Here is a 16,531-nt window from a genome sequence, read left to right on the forward strand (position 1 = left end):
TCAGGGCGAGAGCGCGCGACAGCCGCGCCGGACGACGGCGTCGGCGTAGGCGTGGTCGAGCGCCCCGGTCCGCAGCTGCCACCGGTGGAAGAGCGGCGCGACGAACAGCTCGAACGCCTCGACGTCCCCCACGGAGCCGTCGATGTGGCCGGTGGCCCTCGCCGTCACGAACCGCCGGGCGAACAGGGTGATCTGCGGGGCGAAGACCTCCTCCAGCACCTGCGCGCCGACCGCGGTGTCGACGAGCGCCTCGACGCACAGCGCCCGCAGCAGCGCGTCCCATGCGGGCACCGCGAGCTCGTCGACGACCGCGCGCAGCACCGCGGAGAGGTCGGCCTGCAGGTCACCGGTGTCCGGGATCCCCCCGTCGCCGACGGCCGCGCGCGCGTTGCGGTGGGCCACGGCGTCGACCAGCAGGGCCCCCCGGTGGCGCCACCGCCGGTAGAGCGTGGCCTTGCCGACGCCGGCACGTGCCGCGATCGCCTCCATCGTCACCTGCGGGTACGGCAGCTCCACCGCCAGTGCCAGGGCCGCCTCGAGTGCGGCCGTACGCGCCCGTTCGGAGCGGCCGGTCGGCACCGGCGGTCGGTCACGGCCGTCGTCGTCCACGCGATCAGGATAGCAATCGAAACGGAACGTTCCGTATCGTAGGTGTCATGAGTGTGCGTCGCGACGAGGAGAGCCCCGTGACCGAACGACCCGTGTGGTTCGTGACGGGCGCCGGCCGCGGGCTGGGCCGGGCCCTGACGCAGGCCGCGCTCGCCGCCGGCGAGCGGGTGGTGGCGACCGTCCGGCAGGCCGACGCGCTCGCCGACCTGCGGACGGAGTTCCCGTCGGCGTTGCACGTCGCGACGGCGGACGTCCGCGACCGGGACGCGGTCCGGGCCGCGGTCTCGGCCGGTGTCGCGCGGTTCGGGCGTCTCGACGTCGTCGTCAACAACGCCGGCTACGGCCTCGTCGGAGCGGTCGAGGAGGCCGGCGAGGCGGAGGCGCGCGACATCGTGGACACGAACCTGCTGGGACCGCTGTGGGTCGCCCAGGCGGTGCTGCCCCATCTCCGCGCCCGCGGTGCGGGACACATCGTCCAGATCTCCACGACCGGCGCGGTCGGCGCCATGCCGACCCTGGGTCTGTACAACGCGGGCAAGTGGGGGCTGGAGGGCTTCTCCCAGGCGCTCGCCGGTGAGGTGGCCCGGTTCGGCGTCCGCGTCACCGTGGCCCAGCTCGGCGGGTTCGACACGGACTGGGCCGGCCCGGGGATGCACTTCGCGACCCCGTCGCCCGCCTACGACGACCTGCGACGCGAGCTGTTCGGGACGGCCGAGGTGCCGTGGCGGGCCGAGGGGCCGCTCGGGGCGCCCGTCGCGGAGGCGGTCGACGCCCTGCGCCGGCACGTCCACGCGTCCGACGGCCCGTTCCGGCTCCTGGTCGGGGCGGACGCCCCCGACCAGGTCACCGCCGCGCTGCGGGCCCGGTGCGAGGACTACGCCGAGGACGACCGATTCGTCTGGCCGGCTCCGGCCGTCACCGCCTGACCGGGCCGCGTCCCGGGGCTCATCCGGCCGCGGCCCGCACCCTGAAGTCACCCGGCTCGACCACCGCAGAGATCGCGACCCCCGCGACGAGCGCCCAGAACGGGCTGGAGATCCCCAGCGGCGCGACCCCGCTCATCGCCACCACCAGGGCCGTGAGCGCACCGGTCCGGAACCGGCCCTCACCGAACGCCCCCCGGAACGACGACACCAGCACCCCGATCATGGCGAGCCCCGCGACGACCGCCACCAGCTCGGTCGGCAGCGCCGTGACCGCGGTGACCGCGATCCCGGCGAGGACGCCGAACGCGATGAACAGCACGCCGTTGACGACGCTCGCGGCGTACCGGGCCTCGGGGTCCGGCCCGGCCTGCGGGCCCGAGCAGATCGCGGTCATCGGGCCCGCGACGTTGGCGTTGTGGCCGCCGGTCAGCGGGGCCAGCAGCCCGCCCACTCCGCTGACGACCGTCATCGCGTTGATCGGGGGCCGGTAGCCCTGGCTGAGCAGCACACCGTAGGCCTGGGCGTTCTCCGCGGCGATCACCAGGACAGCGAGCGGGATCCCGACGGCCAGGATCGCGGCGAGGTCGAACGTCGGCGCCACGAGCACCGGTGCCGTCCAGCCGTCGACGGCGGTGGCCTGCGAGGCGAACCCGCCCGTGACCGCGGCCGCGGCCAGCCCGGCGACCAGCGCGCCGAGCGCGCCGGGCACCGCCGGCACGAACCGGGACAGCAGCAGGAACCCGGCGACCGCGGCCGCGACGACCCAGGGCGCGGACTCGGCCGCGGTCACCACCCCGGTGCCGAACCGGATCAGCGCCCCGGCGATCATCGCCATCACGATCGGCTGCGGCAGCCACCGGGACACGGTGCCGATCAGGCCGGACAGCCCGAGCACGAGCACGACCAGCCCCGCGACGAGGAACGCCCCGACGACGGCGGAGAACGGGAACGTCCCCAGCGCCCCCACCACCAGCACCGCGCCCGGGATGGAGTACGCGCCGACGACCGGCATCCGGTAGCGCAGGGCGAGGAACAGCGAGATCAGGCCACCGAAGACGTAGATCCCGAAGATCCATGACGCGATCAGCCGGCCGTCCAGCCCGTTCGCGGCGGCGCCGTCGATCACGATCAGCGCCGGGCCGGTGCAGCCGAAGACGGCCGCGACCACGCCGGCCCCGATCGTCGCGGGGGTGAGCCGCCGGGGCAGGCCGCGCAACCCGGACCGGATGCCCGGACCGGGCTCGATGCGCCGGGTCGGCCGCGGCTCGGCCGGTGGGGTGGGCGGTGCGGCGGTGGAGCCCTCGGCGGGCTCGTCGGTCGGTGCGGTCATCGTGTCGCCTCCTTGCGATCACTCACCGGACAGGGGGCGGGACGGCTACCGGCGCCGCGGCGCGCGGACGCGGGCGAACCCGCGGCGGACGAGTGCGCGGACGGTGTCGCGGACGGTGCCCGCCACCAGGCGGAGCTGCGCGCCGCGGCCCGGCTCGGTGACCGACCCGGTCTCGGCGGCCTCGTCGACGCTCGTCGCGAACTGCTCGAACAGCCGCCGCGAGACGTCGCCCGCCAACGCCCGGCCGAACTGCGCGACCCGGCCGGTGAGGTGGACGTCGGCGTGCGCGGTCAGGACCGTGCCACCGTCCGGCCCGGCCTCGGCCGCGAGCACGACGTCGGCCTGGGTGGCGCTGCCGCCGGCGTCGGCGCCCTGGGCGTGGAACCGCAGCCGGTGGGCGGCCGGGTCCCGCTCGACGACCTGGGCCAGGCCGTCGAAGGACAGCTTCACCGGGCCGAGCGCGACGACGGCGCGGCCCCGGTAGCGGTCGCCGTCGAGCACCTCGGTGAGCCGGGCACCGGGCAGGCAGCGGGCGAGCAGGTCGAAGTCGTCGAGCACCGCCCAGACCCGCTCGACCGGCTGCCGGAGCGCGCTGGTGACGTCGACGACCGCGGACGGCGGACCGGAGGGCAGGCGCACCTCCTGCGCGAGCGCCGCCGCCGGCATCTCCTCGGCGGGGGCTCCGGCGCCGCTGCCGCCACCGGTCCCCCGCCCGACCAGGGTGCGCGTGCCGCACGCCCGGGGCCCGGGGACGCCGTCCGGGTGGCGCTGCCGCACGTCGTCGACGGCCGCGAGGATCCCGCGGTAGCCGGTGCACCGGCAGAGCACGCCGGACATCTGCTCGGGCAGCTCCTCGCTCTCGACCTCCGGGGTGTTGCTGAGCAGGTCGTAGCTGCTCATGAGCATCCCGGGGGTGCAGAACCCGCACTGCAGCGCGTGGTGGGCGGAGAACGCCTGCTGCAGCGGGTGCTGGTCCTCGGGGGTGCCCAGGCCCTCCACGGTCACGATCTCGGCGCCCTCGCACTGCACCGCGAACAGCAGGCAGGCGCGGGCGGCCTCGCCGTCGACGAGCACGGTGCACATGCCGCAGACGCCGTGCTCGCAGCCGAGGTGGGTACCGGTGAGGCCGAGCTGCTCGCGCAGCACGTCACCGAGGTGCGCGCGGGGCGGCACGGTGACGGTCGTCCCGGTGCCGTTCACCGTCATCGTGATCCCGACGGTCTCGTCGGCGGCGACGCGCTCCCGCGGCTCCGCAGTACGTGCCCGCCTCGGCTCCACCGTGGTCATGAACGCTCCTTCCGGTCCCGGGCGCGGTGCAGCGCACGGGACAGCTCGCGGGCGGCGAGGACCCCGAACAACCGGCGCCGGTAGCCGGTGGATCCGTGGGTGTCCCCGCCGGTGTCGACGACGTCGTCGGCCAGCGCGGCGGTGGCCGGGCGCAGATCGTCCTCGTGCTCGGTGAGCAGCGGTGTCACGTCGCGGGTCACGGCGCGGTCGGAGATCCCGAACCCGGTCAGCCGGGCCTCGGTCACCGCGCCGTCGTCACCGACCCGGACCCGGGTGACCACGCCGGCGAGGGCGAAGTCGCCGTGCCGGCGGGCGATCTCGGCGAACCCGAACCCCTCCCCCGGCCGGGCGTGCGGGAACGTCACCGCGACGACGACGTCCTCCGGCCCGGCCGCGGTGGTCATCGCGCCGGTCACGAACTCCTCGGCGGGCATGCTCCGCCGCCCGGCCGGGCCGGCCAGCTCGACCGTCGCCTGCGCGCAGCAGGCGACGGCGGGCAGCTCGGCGGCCGGGTCGGCGTGGGCGAGGCTGCCGCAGACGGTGCCCCGGCTGCGCAGCTCCCGGTGCCCGACGAACGGCATGGCCATCCCGATCAGCGGGACGGCGTGGGCGGCCCGGTCGTGCTCGACCGCGCGCTGCCGCACCGCCGCGCCGATCCGGTACCCGTCCCGGTCCGGTCCCGCCGACGTCAGCTCGGGCACGGCGGTGATGTCGACCAGGGTGCCGGGGCGGCCCAGGCGCATCGCGAGGACCGGCACCAGGGACTGGCCGCCGGCCAGCACCTTGCCGTCGCCGCCGGCGAGCTCGCCGAGCACGTCGTCGAGCCGGCCGGGGCGGACGTAGGCGAACGGTGCGGCCTTCATCAGCGGCCCGTGAAGTTCGGGGTGCGCTTCTCCCCGAAGGCCTTCACGCCCTCGGCGAAGTCCTCGGTCGCCCGCAGCATCGAGTAGGCCTTCCGCTCCAGCTCGATGCCGGTGTAGAGCGGGCCGTCGACGCCGCGGTCGAGGACCTCCTTGGCGGTGCGCAGCGCGGCCGGGGAGAAGCCGGCCATCTTCAGCGCCAGCGCGTCGACCTCGGCGTAGAGCGCGTCGCGGTCGTCGTACAGGCCGGCCAGGATGCCCCAGTCGAGCGCCTGCTGGGCCTGGATCCGGGTCGCGGTCATGATGTGGAACTTCGCCCGGGACAGGCCGATCAGCCGGGCCAGGCGCTGGGTGCCGCCGGAGCCGGGGATCATGCCGAGGTTCATCTCGGGCAGTGCGAGCTGGGTGCGGCCGGTGCCGAGCCGGATGTCGCAGGACAGCGCCATCTCCAGCCCGACGCCGAAGCAGTAGCCGTCGATCGCGGCGATGACCGGCTTGGTGCTGCGGGCCGGGGCGGTGACGTCCTGGCCGAGGTCGGTGAGGTCGATCGGGTCGACCTCCATGAACCCGGCGATGTCGCCGCCGGAGGTGAAGTGCTGGCCGTCGGAGCGGACCACCACGACACGGACCTGCGGGTCCCGGTCGATCTCGGCGAAGCGCTCGGCGACGAGCCTGCGCATCTCCATCGTGACGACCGTGTACTTGCCGTGGGACAGGGTCAGGTAGGCGACCCGCCCGTCGTGCTCGCGGGTCAGGACGACGTCGCCGCCGGTGAGTGCCATGTCAGGAGTTCTCCTTCTCGGTGAGCAGCTGGTGCAGTACCTCGCCGTGCAGCGGCAGGCGGGTGATGTCGATCCCGCGGGGTGCCAGCGCGTCGGCGACGGCGTTGGCGTAGGCCACGGGAAAGCTCATGGACGACCCCTCGCCGCAGCCCTTGGCGCCGAGCGGGGTCAGCGGTGACGGGGTCACCACGTGGTCGGTACGCAGGTCGAACCCGGCCTCGGCGCTGGTCGGGCACAGGTAGTCGAGGAACGTCGCCGCCGTCGGCTGCCCGGAGTCGGCGTGGGTGAACTGCTCGTAGGCGGCGCCGCCGAGGCCGTGCACGAGCGCGCCGTAGACCTGGCCGTCGAGCAGGGTCTGGTCGAGGACGGTCCCGGCGTCGTGCACCGAGGACACCCGGTCGACCTCGATCTCCAGGGTGTCCGGGTCGATCCGGACCGCGACGATCTCGGCCACGAAGCCGTAGCAGAGCGAGGAGTTGATCCGGTCGTCCGCCGTGGCCGCGCGGGTCTCCCGCGGGGAGAACTCGGCCTCGGCGTAGAGCCGGGCGGGGACGCCGTCGGGCAGCGACGCCGGGTCCCAGTGCACGACGCCTGCGGCGTGCCGGAAGGCGACCGAACGGCCGTCCGGGTGGACGACCTTCCCGTCGAGCAGGGTCAGCTCGCCCGGGTCGGCCCCCTCCAGCAGCGTGGCCCCGGCCGCCTTCACCGTGGCGGCGATGGTGTCCGCGGCCGCGACGACCGCGCTCGTGACGAGCGGCGCGAACCGCGACGAGTACGACCCGGACGTGACCGTCCACGGGGTCGTCGCGGTGTCCATGTCGACGACCGCCCGCACCTGCTCCGGGGGCAGACCGAGCCGTTGCGCCGCGACCTTGCGCGCCACCGTGGCGTGGCCCTGGCCCTGCGGGACCGACCCCAGCAGCACGGTCACGATCCCCTGCAGGTCCACCGACATCCGGACGTGCTCGGTGGAGCCGGACTTGTCCCGGCCCGGCCTGCGGTCCTCGGCGGGGGTGGCCAGCCCGACGTAGCCGATGTTGGTGCCGGACGGGTCGACGACCAGGGCGGTGCCGATGCCGTAGAAGGCGCCCTCGGCCCGGGCCGCCTCCCGCCGGCGCTCCAGCTCGGCCAGGTCGGCGTTCTTCACGGCCAGGTCCAGCGCCGCGGCGTAGTCGCCGGAGTCGTACACGCCCCCGGTCGCCGTCTCGTGCGGGAACGCCGACACCAGGTTGCGGCGCCGCACCTCGACGACGTCGAGCCCGGTCGCCGCGGCGACCGCGTCCATCAGCCGCTCCAGCCCGAAGTAGAGCTGCTGGCCGCCGAAGCCGCGGTTCAGCCCGGTCGGCATGGTGTTCGTGACCACGGCGCGGGCCCGGATCTCGACGGCGTCGATGCGGTAGGGCCCGGTGATGTTGCCGTAGCAGCGGTAGAGCGTGGACGGCTCCGGCGGGCGCAGGTAGGCGCCGACGTTGTCGATCAGGTCGGTGCGCAGGGCCGTCACGGTGCCGTCGGCGTCGACCGCGGCGGAGAAGGTCATCGCCCGGTCCGCACCGGTGGAGCTCGCCATCAGGTGCTCGACGCGGTCCTCGGCCCACCGCACCGGCGTGCCGGAGTGCTTCGAGGCCAGCGCCATCAGCACCACGTACGGGTAGATGCCCGCCTTGATCCCGAAGCTGCCGCCGATGTCGGCGGGGACGTGCAGCCGCACCCGCGACGTCGGGATCCCGAGCGCGCCGGCCATGACCGGGACCATCGAGAACGGTCCGTGGAAGTTCGCCCAGGCCTCGACCGAGGGGCCGGCGTCGCCCTCGTTCCACTGCGCGATGACCGAGTAGCACTCCATCGGCACCGAGGAGTAGCGCGGGAAGTCGTAGCGGCCGGTCACCACGTGCGCGGCGTCGCGGAACCGCTCCTCGACGGGGCCGAAGGAGAAGGTCCGGTCGGTGGCGACGTTGGACCCGGCGTCCTCGTGCAGCAGCGGCGCGTCCGGCTCCAGCGCGGCGCGGGCCGCGGTGACCGCACCCAGGTCGTCGTACTCGACGGCGACGAGCTCGGCGGCGTCCTCGGCGACGTAGCGGTCCGAGGCGACGACGACGGCGATCGGCTCGCCGACGAAGCGCACCTTGTCCACACCGGTGGGCAGGTAGGGCATCACCGCGCCGGTCGACAGGGGGAAGGGCCGCAGCGCGGCGCGCACCTCGTCGGGGCCGATCACCGCCGCCACCCCCGGATGGGCCCGGGCGCGGCTCAGGTCGACCGAGCGCAGCCGGGCGTGCGGACGGGTGGAGCGCACGACGGTGGCGACCAGCGTGCCGGGCAGCGGGTCCAGGTCGTCGAGGAACGCGCCCCGGCCGGTGACCAGCGCGGCGTCCTCGTCCCGGCTGGGGACCCAGGTGCGGGCGGCCTCACCTACATCAGACACATCGGACCCGTCAGACACGTGCTTCTCCCCTCAGGTCGTACTCGCCGGCGACGAGCGTGCGGCGCAGCGTCTTGCCGACCCCGGACCGCGGGATCGAGTCGACGGCGATCACCCGCTTCGGCCGCTTCAGCGACGGCAGCTGCTCCCGGGCCCAGGCCAGGGCCTGCTCGGCCGCGGCCAGCGGGTCGGTCCCGCGGACGGGGACCACGAACGCGGTCACCGCGTGTCCCCAGCGCTCGTCGGGCAGCCCGACCACGCAGACGTCGTCGATGGCGGGACAGCGGGTCAGGACCGACTCGATCTCGTCCGGGTAGATGTTCTCGCCACCGGAGTTGATCATGTCGTCGGTGCGGCCGGAGACCCAGAGGTCGCCGTCGGAGTCGGCGACGGCGAGGTCACCGGTGTGGTACCACCCGTCCCGGATGGCCTTGGCGTTCGCGTCCGGCCGGTTCCGGTAGCCGCCGAAGGCCTCGGGCGAGGCCATCGAGACGATCACCTGGCCCTGCGTCCCGCGCGGGACCTCCTCGTCGACGGGGGCACCCGCGTCGGGCGCGATCAGCCGGACCCGGGAGAACAGCCCGGCCCGGCCTGCGCAGCCGGGCTTGGCGGCGACGTCGGGCCCGATGGTGAAGGTGTAGATCTCGGTCGAGCCGAAGTGGTTGACGAACGAGGTGGGCGCGACCTGGTCGACCAGCTTCTCGGCGAGCGACGGGGTCATGGCGGCGCCGGCGTAGGCGAGGTTGTCGAGCGCACGGGCGTCCCCGAGCCGTCCGGTCCGCAGCAGCGACCAGTAGATCGTCGGCACCAGGTACAGGGAACCGACGTTCTCCTCGAGGATCAGCTGCATCGACTCGTCGGCGTCGAAGGCGGGCTGACCCACCCACGTGCCGCCGACCACGACGGAGGCCAGCAGCGTGCGCAGGCCCATCGTGTGGAACAGCGGCATCACCCCGAGGGTCGCGACCCCCTGCCGCTGCCGGGTCTGCATCACGTGCGCGACCGCTGCCAGATGCTCGGCCCGGTGGGTACGCGGGACACCCTTCGGCTTCCCCGTGGTCCCCGACGTGTAGAGCATGACGCTGAGGTCCGACTCGTCCGGGGCGACGCAGACGGGGCTGTCGAGCCGCTCGGCGCGCTCGTCGACGGACGCCACGTCCCGCAGCAGGTCCCCCAGGCCGGCGGCGGCGACCCGCTCGGCGTGCGCGGCGTCGGCGACCACCAGGCGGACGTCGGCGTCGCCCAGGCAGTAGCCGAGCTCCTCGACCCCGAACCGGGTCGAGAGCGGCACCGAGACCGCGCCGAGCTTCTGCACGGCCAGGTGCAGGCTCGCGAGCTGCTCGCCGCCGTGCATCACCAGGCCCACCCGGGCCCCCCGCTCCACGCCGAGGCTCCGCAGGGCTCCGGCCAGCCGGTCGGTCCGCGCGTCCCACTCCCGGTAGGAGAGCCACCTGCCGGTTCCGCGTACCGCCGGCCGATCGGGGTTGCGCTCGACCGCCCATCGCAGCGTCGTCACCAGGTCCATCCGACCCCCTCGTCGTTAGTCTGTTTCAGACCATACGGTTCAGACTGTCAGAGGGGAAGCCCCGGATTCCCCCGGCGTCGGGAGCGACCCCGTCCGGCGGCATCCGACGGGAGGAGGGGCGGTCGTCGGTGGCGGGACGCACGTGCGAGGGTCGAGCCGCATCCGCGGATCGACGACCCGCCTCGTCTAGAGTCCGCGGAGCACCGGCCGGCACGAGAGGAGCGCGGATGCGACTGTCCACGACGTCGTATCTGGTCCTGGGCATGATCGCGTTGCGCGGGCCCTCGACGCCGTACGACCTGAAGCGCGCGGTCAGCCGCTCCGTCGGCTACTTCTGGCACTTCCCGCACGCGCAGCTGTACTCCGAGCCGGACCGGCTCGCCGACGCCGGCCTGCTCGCCCTCGACACCGAGGAGCACGGACGGCGGCGCAAGACCTACTCCCTGACCGACGAGGGCCGGGCGGCCCTGCGCGAGTGGCTGGCGGCGCCCACCGCCGAGCACTTCCAGATGCGCGACATCGCCGAGCTCAAGCTGTTCTTCAACGAGGCGGGATCCCCCGACGACGTCGGGAAGCTCGCCCGCGAGCAGATCCGCCAGCACGAGAGCCGGATCGCCGACTACGAGGACATGGTCGCCCGGCACGGTCGCGAGGAGTGGGCCGAGCCGCGCATGATCACGATCGAGCTGGGCCTGGAGATGGAGCACGCCGCGCTCAGGTTCTGGAGCGCGCTGGCGAACGACGACCTCGACCGGCTCCGCCGCGAGCGGACCGAACGCGACCCGCGCGACTGACCCGCCCGCCCCGGGTCAGCCCGGGTCGGTCACCAGGAACTGGACGCTGTGCACGGAACGGACGTGGTCCCGGGGTACCGCGAGATGGGCCGGGTGGGCCAGGTAGGCCCGGAAGTCCTCGGCGTTCGCGAACTCGGAGACGACCGCGTAGTCGGCGTTCGCCGGGCGCTCACCCAGGTCGGCCCCCTGCCGGGTGCGCAGGGGGACGCCGACCTGGTCGGGCAGCCGCGCGATCGCGGCCCGGAACGCCTCGACGTCGGCCGCGGTCGCGGACTCCGTGAACGTGAGCGTCAGGCAATGGACCAGCATGTCGACCTCCCTGTCGAGCAGTGAGCATTGATGGACATCACTGCCCAGGAGCACGCTCCAGGCGCAGTCGCACCATGCTAGCCAGTTATCGACGATTGACAAGATATGTCCATCACCCCTAACTTCCAGCTCCCGACACCTTCGACCGGGAGACCCGACAATGAAGCTGGGATGCTCGTTCGCCACGTCGCTGGAGACTCCGGAGCACATCCGCATCGCGGAGGAGCTGGGCTACGAGAGGGCGTTGTGCTACGACTCGCCCGCGCTGTACCCGGACGTCTGGATGATCCTGAACCAGGCCGCGGAGCGGACCGACCGGATCGTGCTGGGGCCGGGGGTGCTGATCCCGAGCCTGCGTCACCCGATGGTCACCGCCTCGGCGATCACCACACTGGTGCACACCGCCGGACCGGACCGCGTCCTGATCGGGATCGGGAGCGGCTTCACCGGCCGCCTCGCCATGGGCAGGCCACCGGTGCCGTGGGCCCGGGTCGAGCACTACACCGAGGTCGTGCGGGCCCTGCTGCGCGGTGAGCAGGTGGAGTGGGAGGGCGCGATCATGCAGCTGATCCAGCCCGACGAGCGCTTCGGCCCGGCCCTGCCGATCACGGTCCCCTGGGGCGTCGCGGGCGAGGGTCCGAAGGGGACGGGGGTCGCGCGGACCCTCGGCGCGGAGCTGTTCCGGATCACCGCGCCCGAGCCGGGCTTCGGGCCGCAGATGATGATGCTCATCGGCACCGTGCTCGACGAGGGTGAGGACCCGGGCTCCGAGCGCGTGATCGATGCCGCGGGCCACGGCGCGGGACTGTTCCTGCACTGGGCCGTCGAGCACGGCGTCATCGACGAGCTGCTCGGCGAGGCAGGCCATGCGTGGGCCGCGGCCTACGACCACGTTCCCGAGAACGTCCGCCACATCGCCCTGCACGACCGGCACGTGGTCGGGGTCAACGACGTCGACCGGCCCTTCGTGACCGGCCCGGTGATGGCCGCGGCCGGGCTCGCGCTGACCCGTGACCAGTGGCGGGACCGGTTCGCCGAGCTGGAGAAGGCCGGCTGCGACTGGGTCCACTTCCAGCCCGCCGGCAGCGACGTCCCCCGCGAGCTCGAGGCGTTCGCCGCCGCCTACCACCGTTGAGCAGAGGAGACCCTGTGAGCGACATGCAGTTCCTGACGTGGGAGACCGAGGGTCCGGTCGCCACCGTGTGGCTCGACCGTCCGCCGGTGAACGCGGTCGACCAGCAGTTCTACCGTGAGATCCGCGCGTTCTTCGGCGACCTCGACCATCACCTCCCCGGGGCACGCGTCGTCGTGCTCGCCGGGCGGGGCAGGCACTTCTGCGCGGGCAACGACCTCGCCGCCTTCCGGACCCTGGACCCGGACAACGCCCCGGAGCAGCTGGAGCAGGCCCGGGAGGCGTTCTGGGCGATCTACGACTCCCCCTGCCCGGTCATCGCGGCGGTCCACGGGGCCGCCGTGGGGACCGGTCTGGCCATCGCGGCCTCGTGCGACCTCGTCGTCGCGGCGGAGGGGGCCCGGTTCGCCACCCCCGAGGTCACCGTCGGGGTGCTGGGCGGGGCGAAGCACCTGTCCCGGCTCGTGCCGCAGGGCGTGGTCCGGCTGATGCACTACACCGGCGACCTCTACCCCGCCGAGACGCTGCTGCCCTACGGCGGCATCGTCGAGATCGTCCCGGAGGAGCAGCTGCTCGGGACGGCCCGGGAGCTGGCGCGGTCGATCGCCCGGCACAGTCCCGTCACCCTCCGGCTGGCCAAGCGCAGCCTCAACGGCATCGAGTACCGCGACCTCAAGTCCGGCTACGAGTTCGAGCAGGACCGGACCCGTGAGCTGTCCGGCTACGAGGACTCCAAGGAGGCCGTGAACGCGTTCCTCGAGCGCCGCGAACCGGTCTACACGGGACGGTGACCGTGGAATCCCTGGAGGACTTCCGGGCCCGGGCCCGGGCCTGGCTCGCCGCGACCGGGGCCCCCGAGGTCCCGCTCGACCCCGACGAGCGGTTCGCCGTGCTGCGCCGCTGGCAGAGGACCCTGTCCGACGCCGGCTGGGTCGGTCTCGCCTGGTCGCGGGAGGCGGGCGGTGGCGGGCTCACCCACGCCCACCAGCTCGTGTTCGTCGAGGAGCTCGTACGGGCCCGCGCACCCCAGCCCGTCGGCCTCATCGGACTGGAGGTGGTCGGGCCGTCCATCGACCGCTACGGCACCGATCGGCAGCGCCGCGAGCTGCTCCCCCGCATGCTCTCCGGCGAGGACATCTGGTGCCAGGGCTTCTCCGAGCCCGACGCCGGCTCCGACCTCGCCTCCCTGCGCACCCGCGCGGTCGCCGACGGCGACGACTTCGTGGTCAGCGGTCAGAAGATCTGGACCAGCTGGGCACACGAGGCGCAGTGGTGTGCGCTGCTGGTCCGCACCGACCCGGCCGTGCGCAAACAGGCCGGGATCAGCTACCTGCTCGTCGACATGTCGAGCCCCGGCATCACGGCCCGGCCCATCCGTCAGATGACCGGCGACCGGGAGTTCTGCGAGGTCTTCCTGGACGAGGTCCGGGTGCCGCGGGAGAACCTGCTCGGCGCCGAGAACGACGGCTGGGCGATCGCCACCCACACCCTGGGCAGCGAGCGCGGGGCCGCCACCCTGCGCCGCCGGGTGGAGCTCGAGGTCGCGCTGGAGGACGCCGTCGGCGAGCTCCGCGCGCACGGGGTGTCCGGCGACCGGGCCCGGGCCGCTCTCGGGCGGGCCCAGGTCGCCATGCGGGTCCTCGACGCGCAGACCCGGCAGACCACCGCCCGGCTCGTCGCCGGGGCGGGCCCGACTCCGCTGGACTCGGTGGACAAGCTCGTGCTCAACGACGTCGAGCAGACCGTGTTCGCCGAGATCGCCGGGCTGCTCGGCGCCCTGCGTGCGGTGCCCGGCGCGCGGCCCGGCGGCCTGCGGTCCGACCGCTGGGCACGTGAGCACCTGTACTCGCGGGCCGCGTCCATCTACGGCGGCTCCGCCCAGATCCAGCGCACCATCGTGGCCGAACGACTCCTGGGGCTGCCCCGTGGCTGAACACGACGACGACTTCGCGTCCGCGGTGGACGACTACCTGACCCGGTCCCATCCCGGTGACCGCCGGCGTGCGCTGCTCGACGGCGGGGGCTGGGACGCGGGCCTGGCCTCCGAGCTCGCCGAGCTGGGCTGGTACTCCCTGGCCGTGCCCCGGGTCCGGGGTGGGCTCGGCGCCCCACCGGCCGGTCTCGGCCCGGTGTTCCTGCAGTACGGGCGGCACCTGCTCCCCGGGCCGCTGCTGGAGAACAGCCTGCTCCCGGCACTGGTCGAGGAACTCGCCCCGGCCGCCGACGGGACACCTCCCGCACTCGTCGACCCCGGGGCGTCGGTCACCGGCGACCTCGGGTCCGTCACGCTCACCGGACGCGAGCTCGCCGGGTCCGTCGCCGCCGTCCGGTTCGCCGCACAGGCGGGCGTGCTCGTCGTCGTCGCCGGCGCGATGGTGTGCCTGGTCGACCCCGCCGCGCCCGGAGTACACGTCGAGCCGCTGGCGAGTGCCGATCCGGGGGTCGCGTTCGGGTCCGTCTCCTTCGACGGCGCCGTGGCGCACACCCTGGTCCCCGACGACGGGCTCGGGGACCGGATCCGGTCGTGGGCCCGGCTGCTGCTCGCCTGTGAGCTCGGCGGCCTCGCCCGTGGCGCACTGGACCGGACCGTGGCCCACGTCGGCCGGCGCGAGCAGTTCGGCAGGCCGATCGGCGGTTTCCAGGCCGTGAAGCACCTCGCCGCCGACATGTCCGCCCGGTCGACCGGCCTGCACAACCTCTGCCTGGCCGCTCTCGACGACGCCGGCGGGGCGTCCCCGCCGGAGCTGGACCTCATCGCGTCGACGGCCAAGGCACACGCCGCGGACGCCGCCGTCCGGGTCTGCGAGGACGCGATCCAGCTGCACGGCGGCATGGGATTCACCACCGAGACCGACGTCAGCTGGTACTACCGGCGCGCCCTGGCGCTGCGCGGCTGGTACGGCGACGAGACCGAGCTGCGGCACCACATCGGCGCAGCGCTCCTGGCCCCCGGGAGGCAGCCATGAAGGCGACCAGGCTCGACGACGAGCACGCCCGGCGGAACACCGAGGCGGGGCACTGGGCGGGGAACCTCGTCGACGGCTATCTGGCCGCCGCCGCGGCGCGCAGCCCCGGGGCGACCGCCGTTGTCGACCGGGACCGGCGCTGGACCTACCGTGAGCTCGACGAGGCGGTGAACCGGTTCGCCTCCGCCCTGCGCGGGCGCGGTGTCGGCCCCGGGGACGTGGTGTCCTGGCTGCTCCCCAACCGGGTCGAGGCCGTCGTCGTGCACCTCGGGGCGATCCGGCTCGGCGCGGTCAGCAACCCGATCATCCCGATCTACCGGCACCGGGAGACGGCGTTCATCCTGCGCCAGGCCGGCTCGAAGGTGGCCGTGGTCCCGCGGCTGTTCCGCAACTTCGACTACCCGGCCATGCTCGACGAGATCCGCGGCGAGGTCCCCGGGCTGGAGACCGTCGTCGTGGTGGACGGCGGGGACGGCCGGCTGGGCTTCGACGACCTCCTCGACGAGGGCCGGGCGGAGGCGGTCCGGACGCCCCGCACCGCGGGGGACATCGCCCTGCTGCTCTACACCTCCGGCACAACCTCGGCACCCAAGGGGGCGTTGCACAGCCACGACACCCTCGACCACGAGAACCGCAGCATGATCGAGTTCTTCGGGCTCTCCGACGCCGACGTCGTCTTCATGCCCTCCCCGGTCGGCCACATCATCGGTGTCCTCTACGGGTTGCAGCTGCCGTTCATGCTGGGCGGTGCGGTCGTCCTGCTCGACGTCTGGGATCCCGGCCGGGGTCTGGAGCTCATCGAGGAGCACCGGTGCACGTTCACGGTCGCGGCCACGCCGTTCCTGCACGGGCTCGTCCACCACCCGTCCCTGCCCGGACGCGACGTGAGCTCGCTGCGCGTGTTCGCCTGTGGCGGCGCCGACGTCCCGCCGGAGCTGGTCCGGGCCGCGACCACGGCGCTGGGCTGCACCGTGGGCCGGGGATACGGGTCCACCGAGTACCCGACGGCGACGGCCTGCAACGCCGACGACCCCGTCGCGAAGCGTGCGCGGACCGACGGCAGGCCGATCGGCCCCGCCGAGGTCCGGCTCGCCCCGGACGGCGAGCTGCAGGTGCGCGGGCCCGAGCTGTTCCTCGGCTACCTCGACGCCTCGCTCAACGCCGCCGCCTTCACCGACGACGGCTGGCTGCGCACCGGCGACCTCGCCCGCATCGACGACGACGGCTACGTCGAGATCACCGGGCGGCAGAAGGACATCATCATCCGCGGCGGCGAGAACATCAGCGCCAAGGAGATCGAGGACCACCTCTTCGAGCATCCCGACGTCGCCGACGTCGCCGTCGTCTCCTCCCCCGACCCGGTGCTCGGCGAGCGGGTCTGCGCCGTCGTCGTCCCGGAGACCGGTCGCGAGGTGACCCTGCCCGGGCTCGTCGCATGGCTCACCGCGCGGCGGACGGCCCGCCAGAAGCTCCCCGAGCGCCTGATCCTGCTCGAGGACCTGCCCCGCAACCCCAGCGGCAAGATCCAGAAGTTCCGGCTCCGCGAGCTGGCGCGCGAGCACACCACCCTCGAATCGACACGGAAGTGACGC

At 73.9% G+C, this 16,531-nt stretch carries 15 protein-coding genes; 7 read left to right on the forward strand and 8 right to left on the reverse strand.

Annotated features, from left to right (window positions below):
* Entirely contained in the window at window positions 1–609 is a 609-nt protein-coding gene (locus tag ND486_RS22880) for a TetR/AcrR family transcriptional regulator (RefSeq protein ID WP_251786542.1), read from the reverse strand.
* Window positions 610–686: 77 nt separating this feature from the next.
* Here ND486_RS22880 and ND486_RS22885 point away from each other — a divergent pair, with 77 nt between their 5' ends.
* Window positions 687–1,535 carry an SDR family NAD(P)-dependent oxidoreductase gene (locus ND486_RS22885; RefSeq protein ID WP_251786543.1) on the forward strand — a complete coding sequence of 283 codons (849 nt, stop codon included), beginning with the start codon at window positions 687–689 and terminating at the stop codon, window positions 1,533–1,535.
* 19 nt (window positions 1,536–1,554) lie between these two features.
* Here the strand turns inward: ND486_RS22885 and ND486_RS22890 are convergent, their stop codons facing one another.
* From ND486_RS22890 to ND486_RS22915, 6 genes are read right to left on the reverse strand one after another with little or no spacing between them, the layout of a single operon-like run.
* Window positions 1,555–2,865, reverse strand: a complete 1,311-nt coding sequence (locus ND486_RS22890; protein ID WP_251786544.1) for a benzoate/H(+) symporter BenE family transporter — start codon at window positions 2,863–2,865, stop codon at window positions 1,555–1,557.
* A gap of 45 nt (window positions 2,866–2,910) precedes the next feature.
* Complete coding sequence (locus ND486_RS22895; RefSeq protein ID WP_251786545.1) at window positions 2,911–4,152, reverse strand: 2Fe-2S iron-sulfur cluster-binding protein; 1,242 nt, start codon at window positions 4,150–4,152, stop codon at window positions 2,911–2,913.
* Window positions 4,149–5,015: a xanthine dehydrogenase family protein subunit M gene (locus ND486_RS22900; protein WP_251786546.1), complete on the reverse strand. Its 867-nt coding sequence runs from the start codon at window positions 5,013–5,015 to the stop codon at window positions 4,149–4,151. The genes ND486_RS22895 and ND486_RS22900 overlap by 4 nt, the downstream gene beginning before the upstream one ends.
* Window positions 5,015–5,794 carry an enoyl-CoA hydratase/isomerase family protein gene (locus ND486_RS22905; RefSeq protein WP_208819023.1) on the reverse strand — a complete coding sequence of 260 codons (780 nt, stop codon included), beginning with the start codon at window positions 5,792–5,794 and terminating at the stop codon, window positions 5,015–5,017. The genes ND486_RS22900 and ND486_RS22905 overlap by 1 nt, the downstream gene beginning before the upstream one ends.
* Window position 5,795: 1 nt before the next feature.
* Window positions 5,796–8,216, reverse strand: a complete 2,421-nt coding sequence (locus ND486_RS22910; protein ID WP_251786547.1) for a xanthine dehydrogenase family protein molybdopterin-binding subunit — start codon at window positions 8,214–8,216, stop codon at window positions 5,796–5,798.
* 10 nt (window positions 8,217–8,226) lie between these two features.
* Window positions 8,227–9,738: a class I adenylate-forming enzyme family protein gene (locus tag ND486_RS22915; protein ID WP_251786548.1), complete on the reverse strand. Its 1,512-nt coding sequence runs from the start codon at window positions 9,736–9,738 to the stop codon at window positions 8,227–8,229.
* A gap of 227 nt (window positions 9,739–9,965) precedes the next feature.
* On the opposite strand from ND486_RS22915, the gene ND486_RS22920 reads away from it, so the two are divergent.
* The gene (locus tag ND486_RS22920; protein ID WP_251786549.1) at window positions 9,966–10,532 is read left to right on the forward strand and encodes a PadR family transcriptional regulator; all 567 of its coding nucleotides are present in this window, start codon (window positions 9,966–9,968) and stop codon (window positions 10,530–10,532) included.
* 15 nt (window positions 10,533–10,547) lie between these two features.
* Here the strand turns inward: ND486_RS22920 and ND486_RS22925 are convergent, their stop codons facing one another.
* On the reverse strand, window positions 10,548–10,841 hold the full coding sequence (locus ND486_RS22925; RefSeq protein WP_251786550.1) for a Dabb family protein: 294 nt from the start codon (window positions 10,839–10,841) through the stop codon (window positions 10,548–10,550).
* A 160-nt stretch (window positions 10,842–11,001) separates the two neighbouring features.
* Here ND486_RS22925 and ND486_RS22930 point away from each other — a divergent pair, with 160 nt between their 5' ends.
* Genes ND486_RS22930 through ND486_RS22950 form a run of 5 tightly spaced genes read left to right on the forward strand, consistent with a single transcriptional unit; the run spans window position 11,002 to window position 16,528 of the window.
* A complete protein-coding gene (locus tag ND486_RS22930) occupies window positions 11,002–11,976 on the forward strand; it encodes an LLM class flavin-dependent oxidoreductase (protein ID WP_251786551.1) in 975 nt (324 codons plus the stop codon).
* A 23-nt stretch (window positions 11,977–11,999) separates the two neighbouring features.
* Entirely contained in the window at window positions 12,000–12,764 is a 765-nt protein-coding gene (locus ND486_RS22935) for an enoyl-CoA hydratase-related protein (protein ID WP_251786682.1), read from the forward strand.
* Between the two features lie 2 nt (window positions 12,765–12,766).
* Window positions 12,767–13,906 carry an acyl-CoA dehydrogenase family protein gene (locus ND486_RS22940; protein WP_251786552.1) on the forward strand — a complete coding sequence of 380 codons (1,140 nt, stop codon included), beginning with the start codon at window positions 12,767–12,769 and terminating at the stop codon, window positions 13,904–13,906.
* Complete coding sequence (locus tag ND486_RS29900) at window positions 13,899–14,939, forward strand: acyl-CoA dehydrogenase family protein (RefSeq protein ID WP_251786553.1); 1,041 nt, start codon at window positions 13,899–13,901, stop codon at window positions 14,937–14,939. Before ND486_RS22940 ends, ND486_RS29900 begins: the two co-directional genes overlap by 8 nt.
* The gene (locus tag ND486_RS22950; protein WP_251786554.1) at window positions 14,936–16,528 is read left to right on the forward strand and encodes an AMP-binding protein; all 1,593 of its coding nucleotides are present in this window, start codon (window positions 14,936–14,938) and stop codon (window positions 16,526–16,528) included. The genes ND486_RS29900 and ND486_RS22950 overlap by 4 nt, the downstream gene beginning before the upstream one ends.
* Window positions 16,529–16,531: the final 3 nt, after the last annotated feature.

This window comes from Pseudonocardia sp. DR1-2 (genome assembly GCF_023717215.1).
Taxonomy (GTDB): Bacteria; Actinomycetota; Actinomycetes; order Mycobacteriales; family Pseudonocardiaceae; genus Pseudonocardia; species Pseudonocardia alni.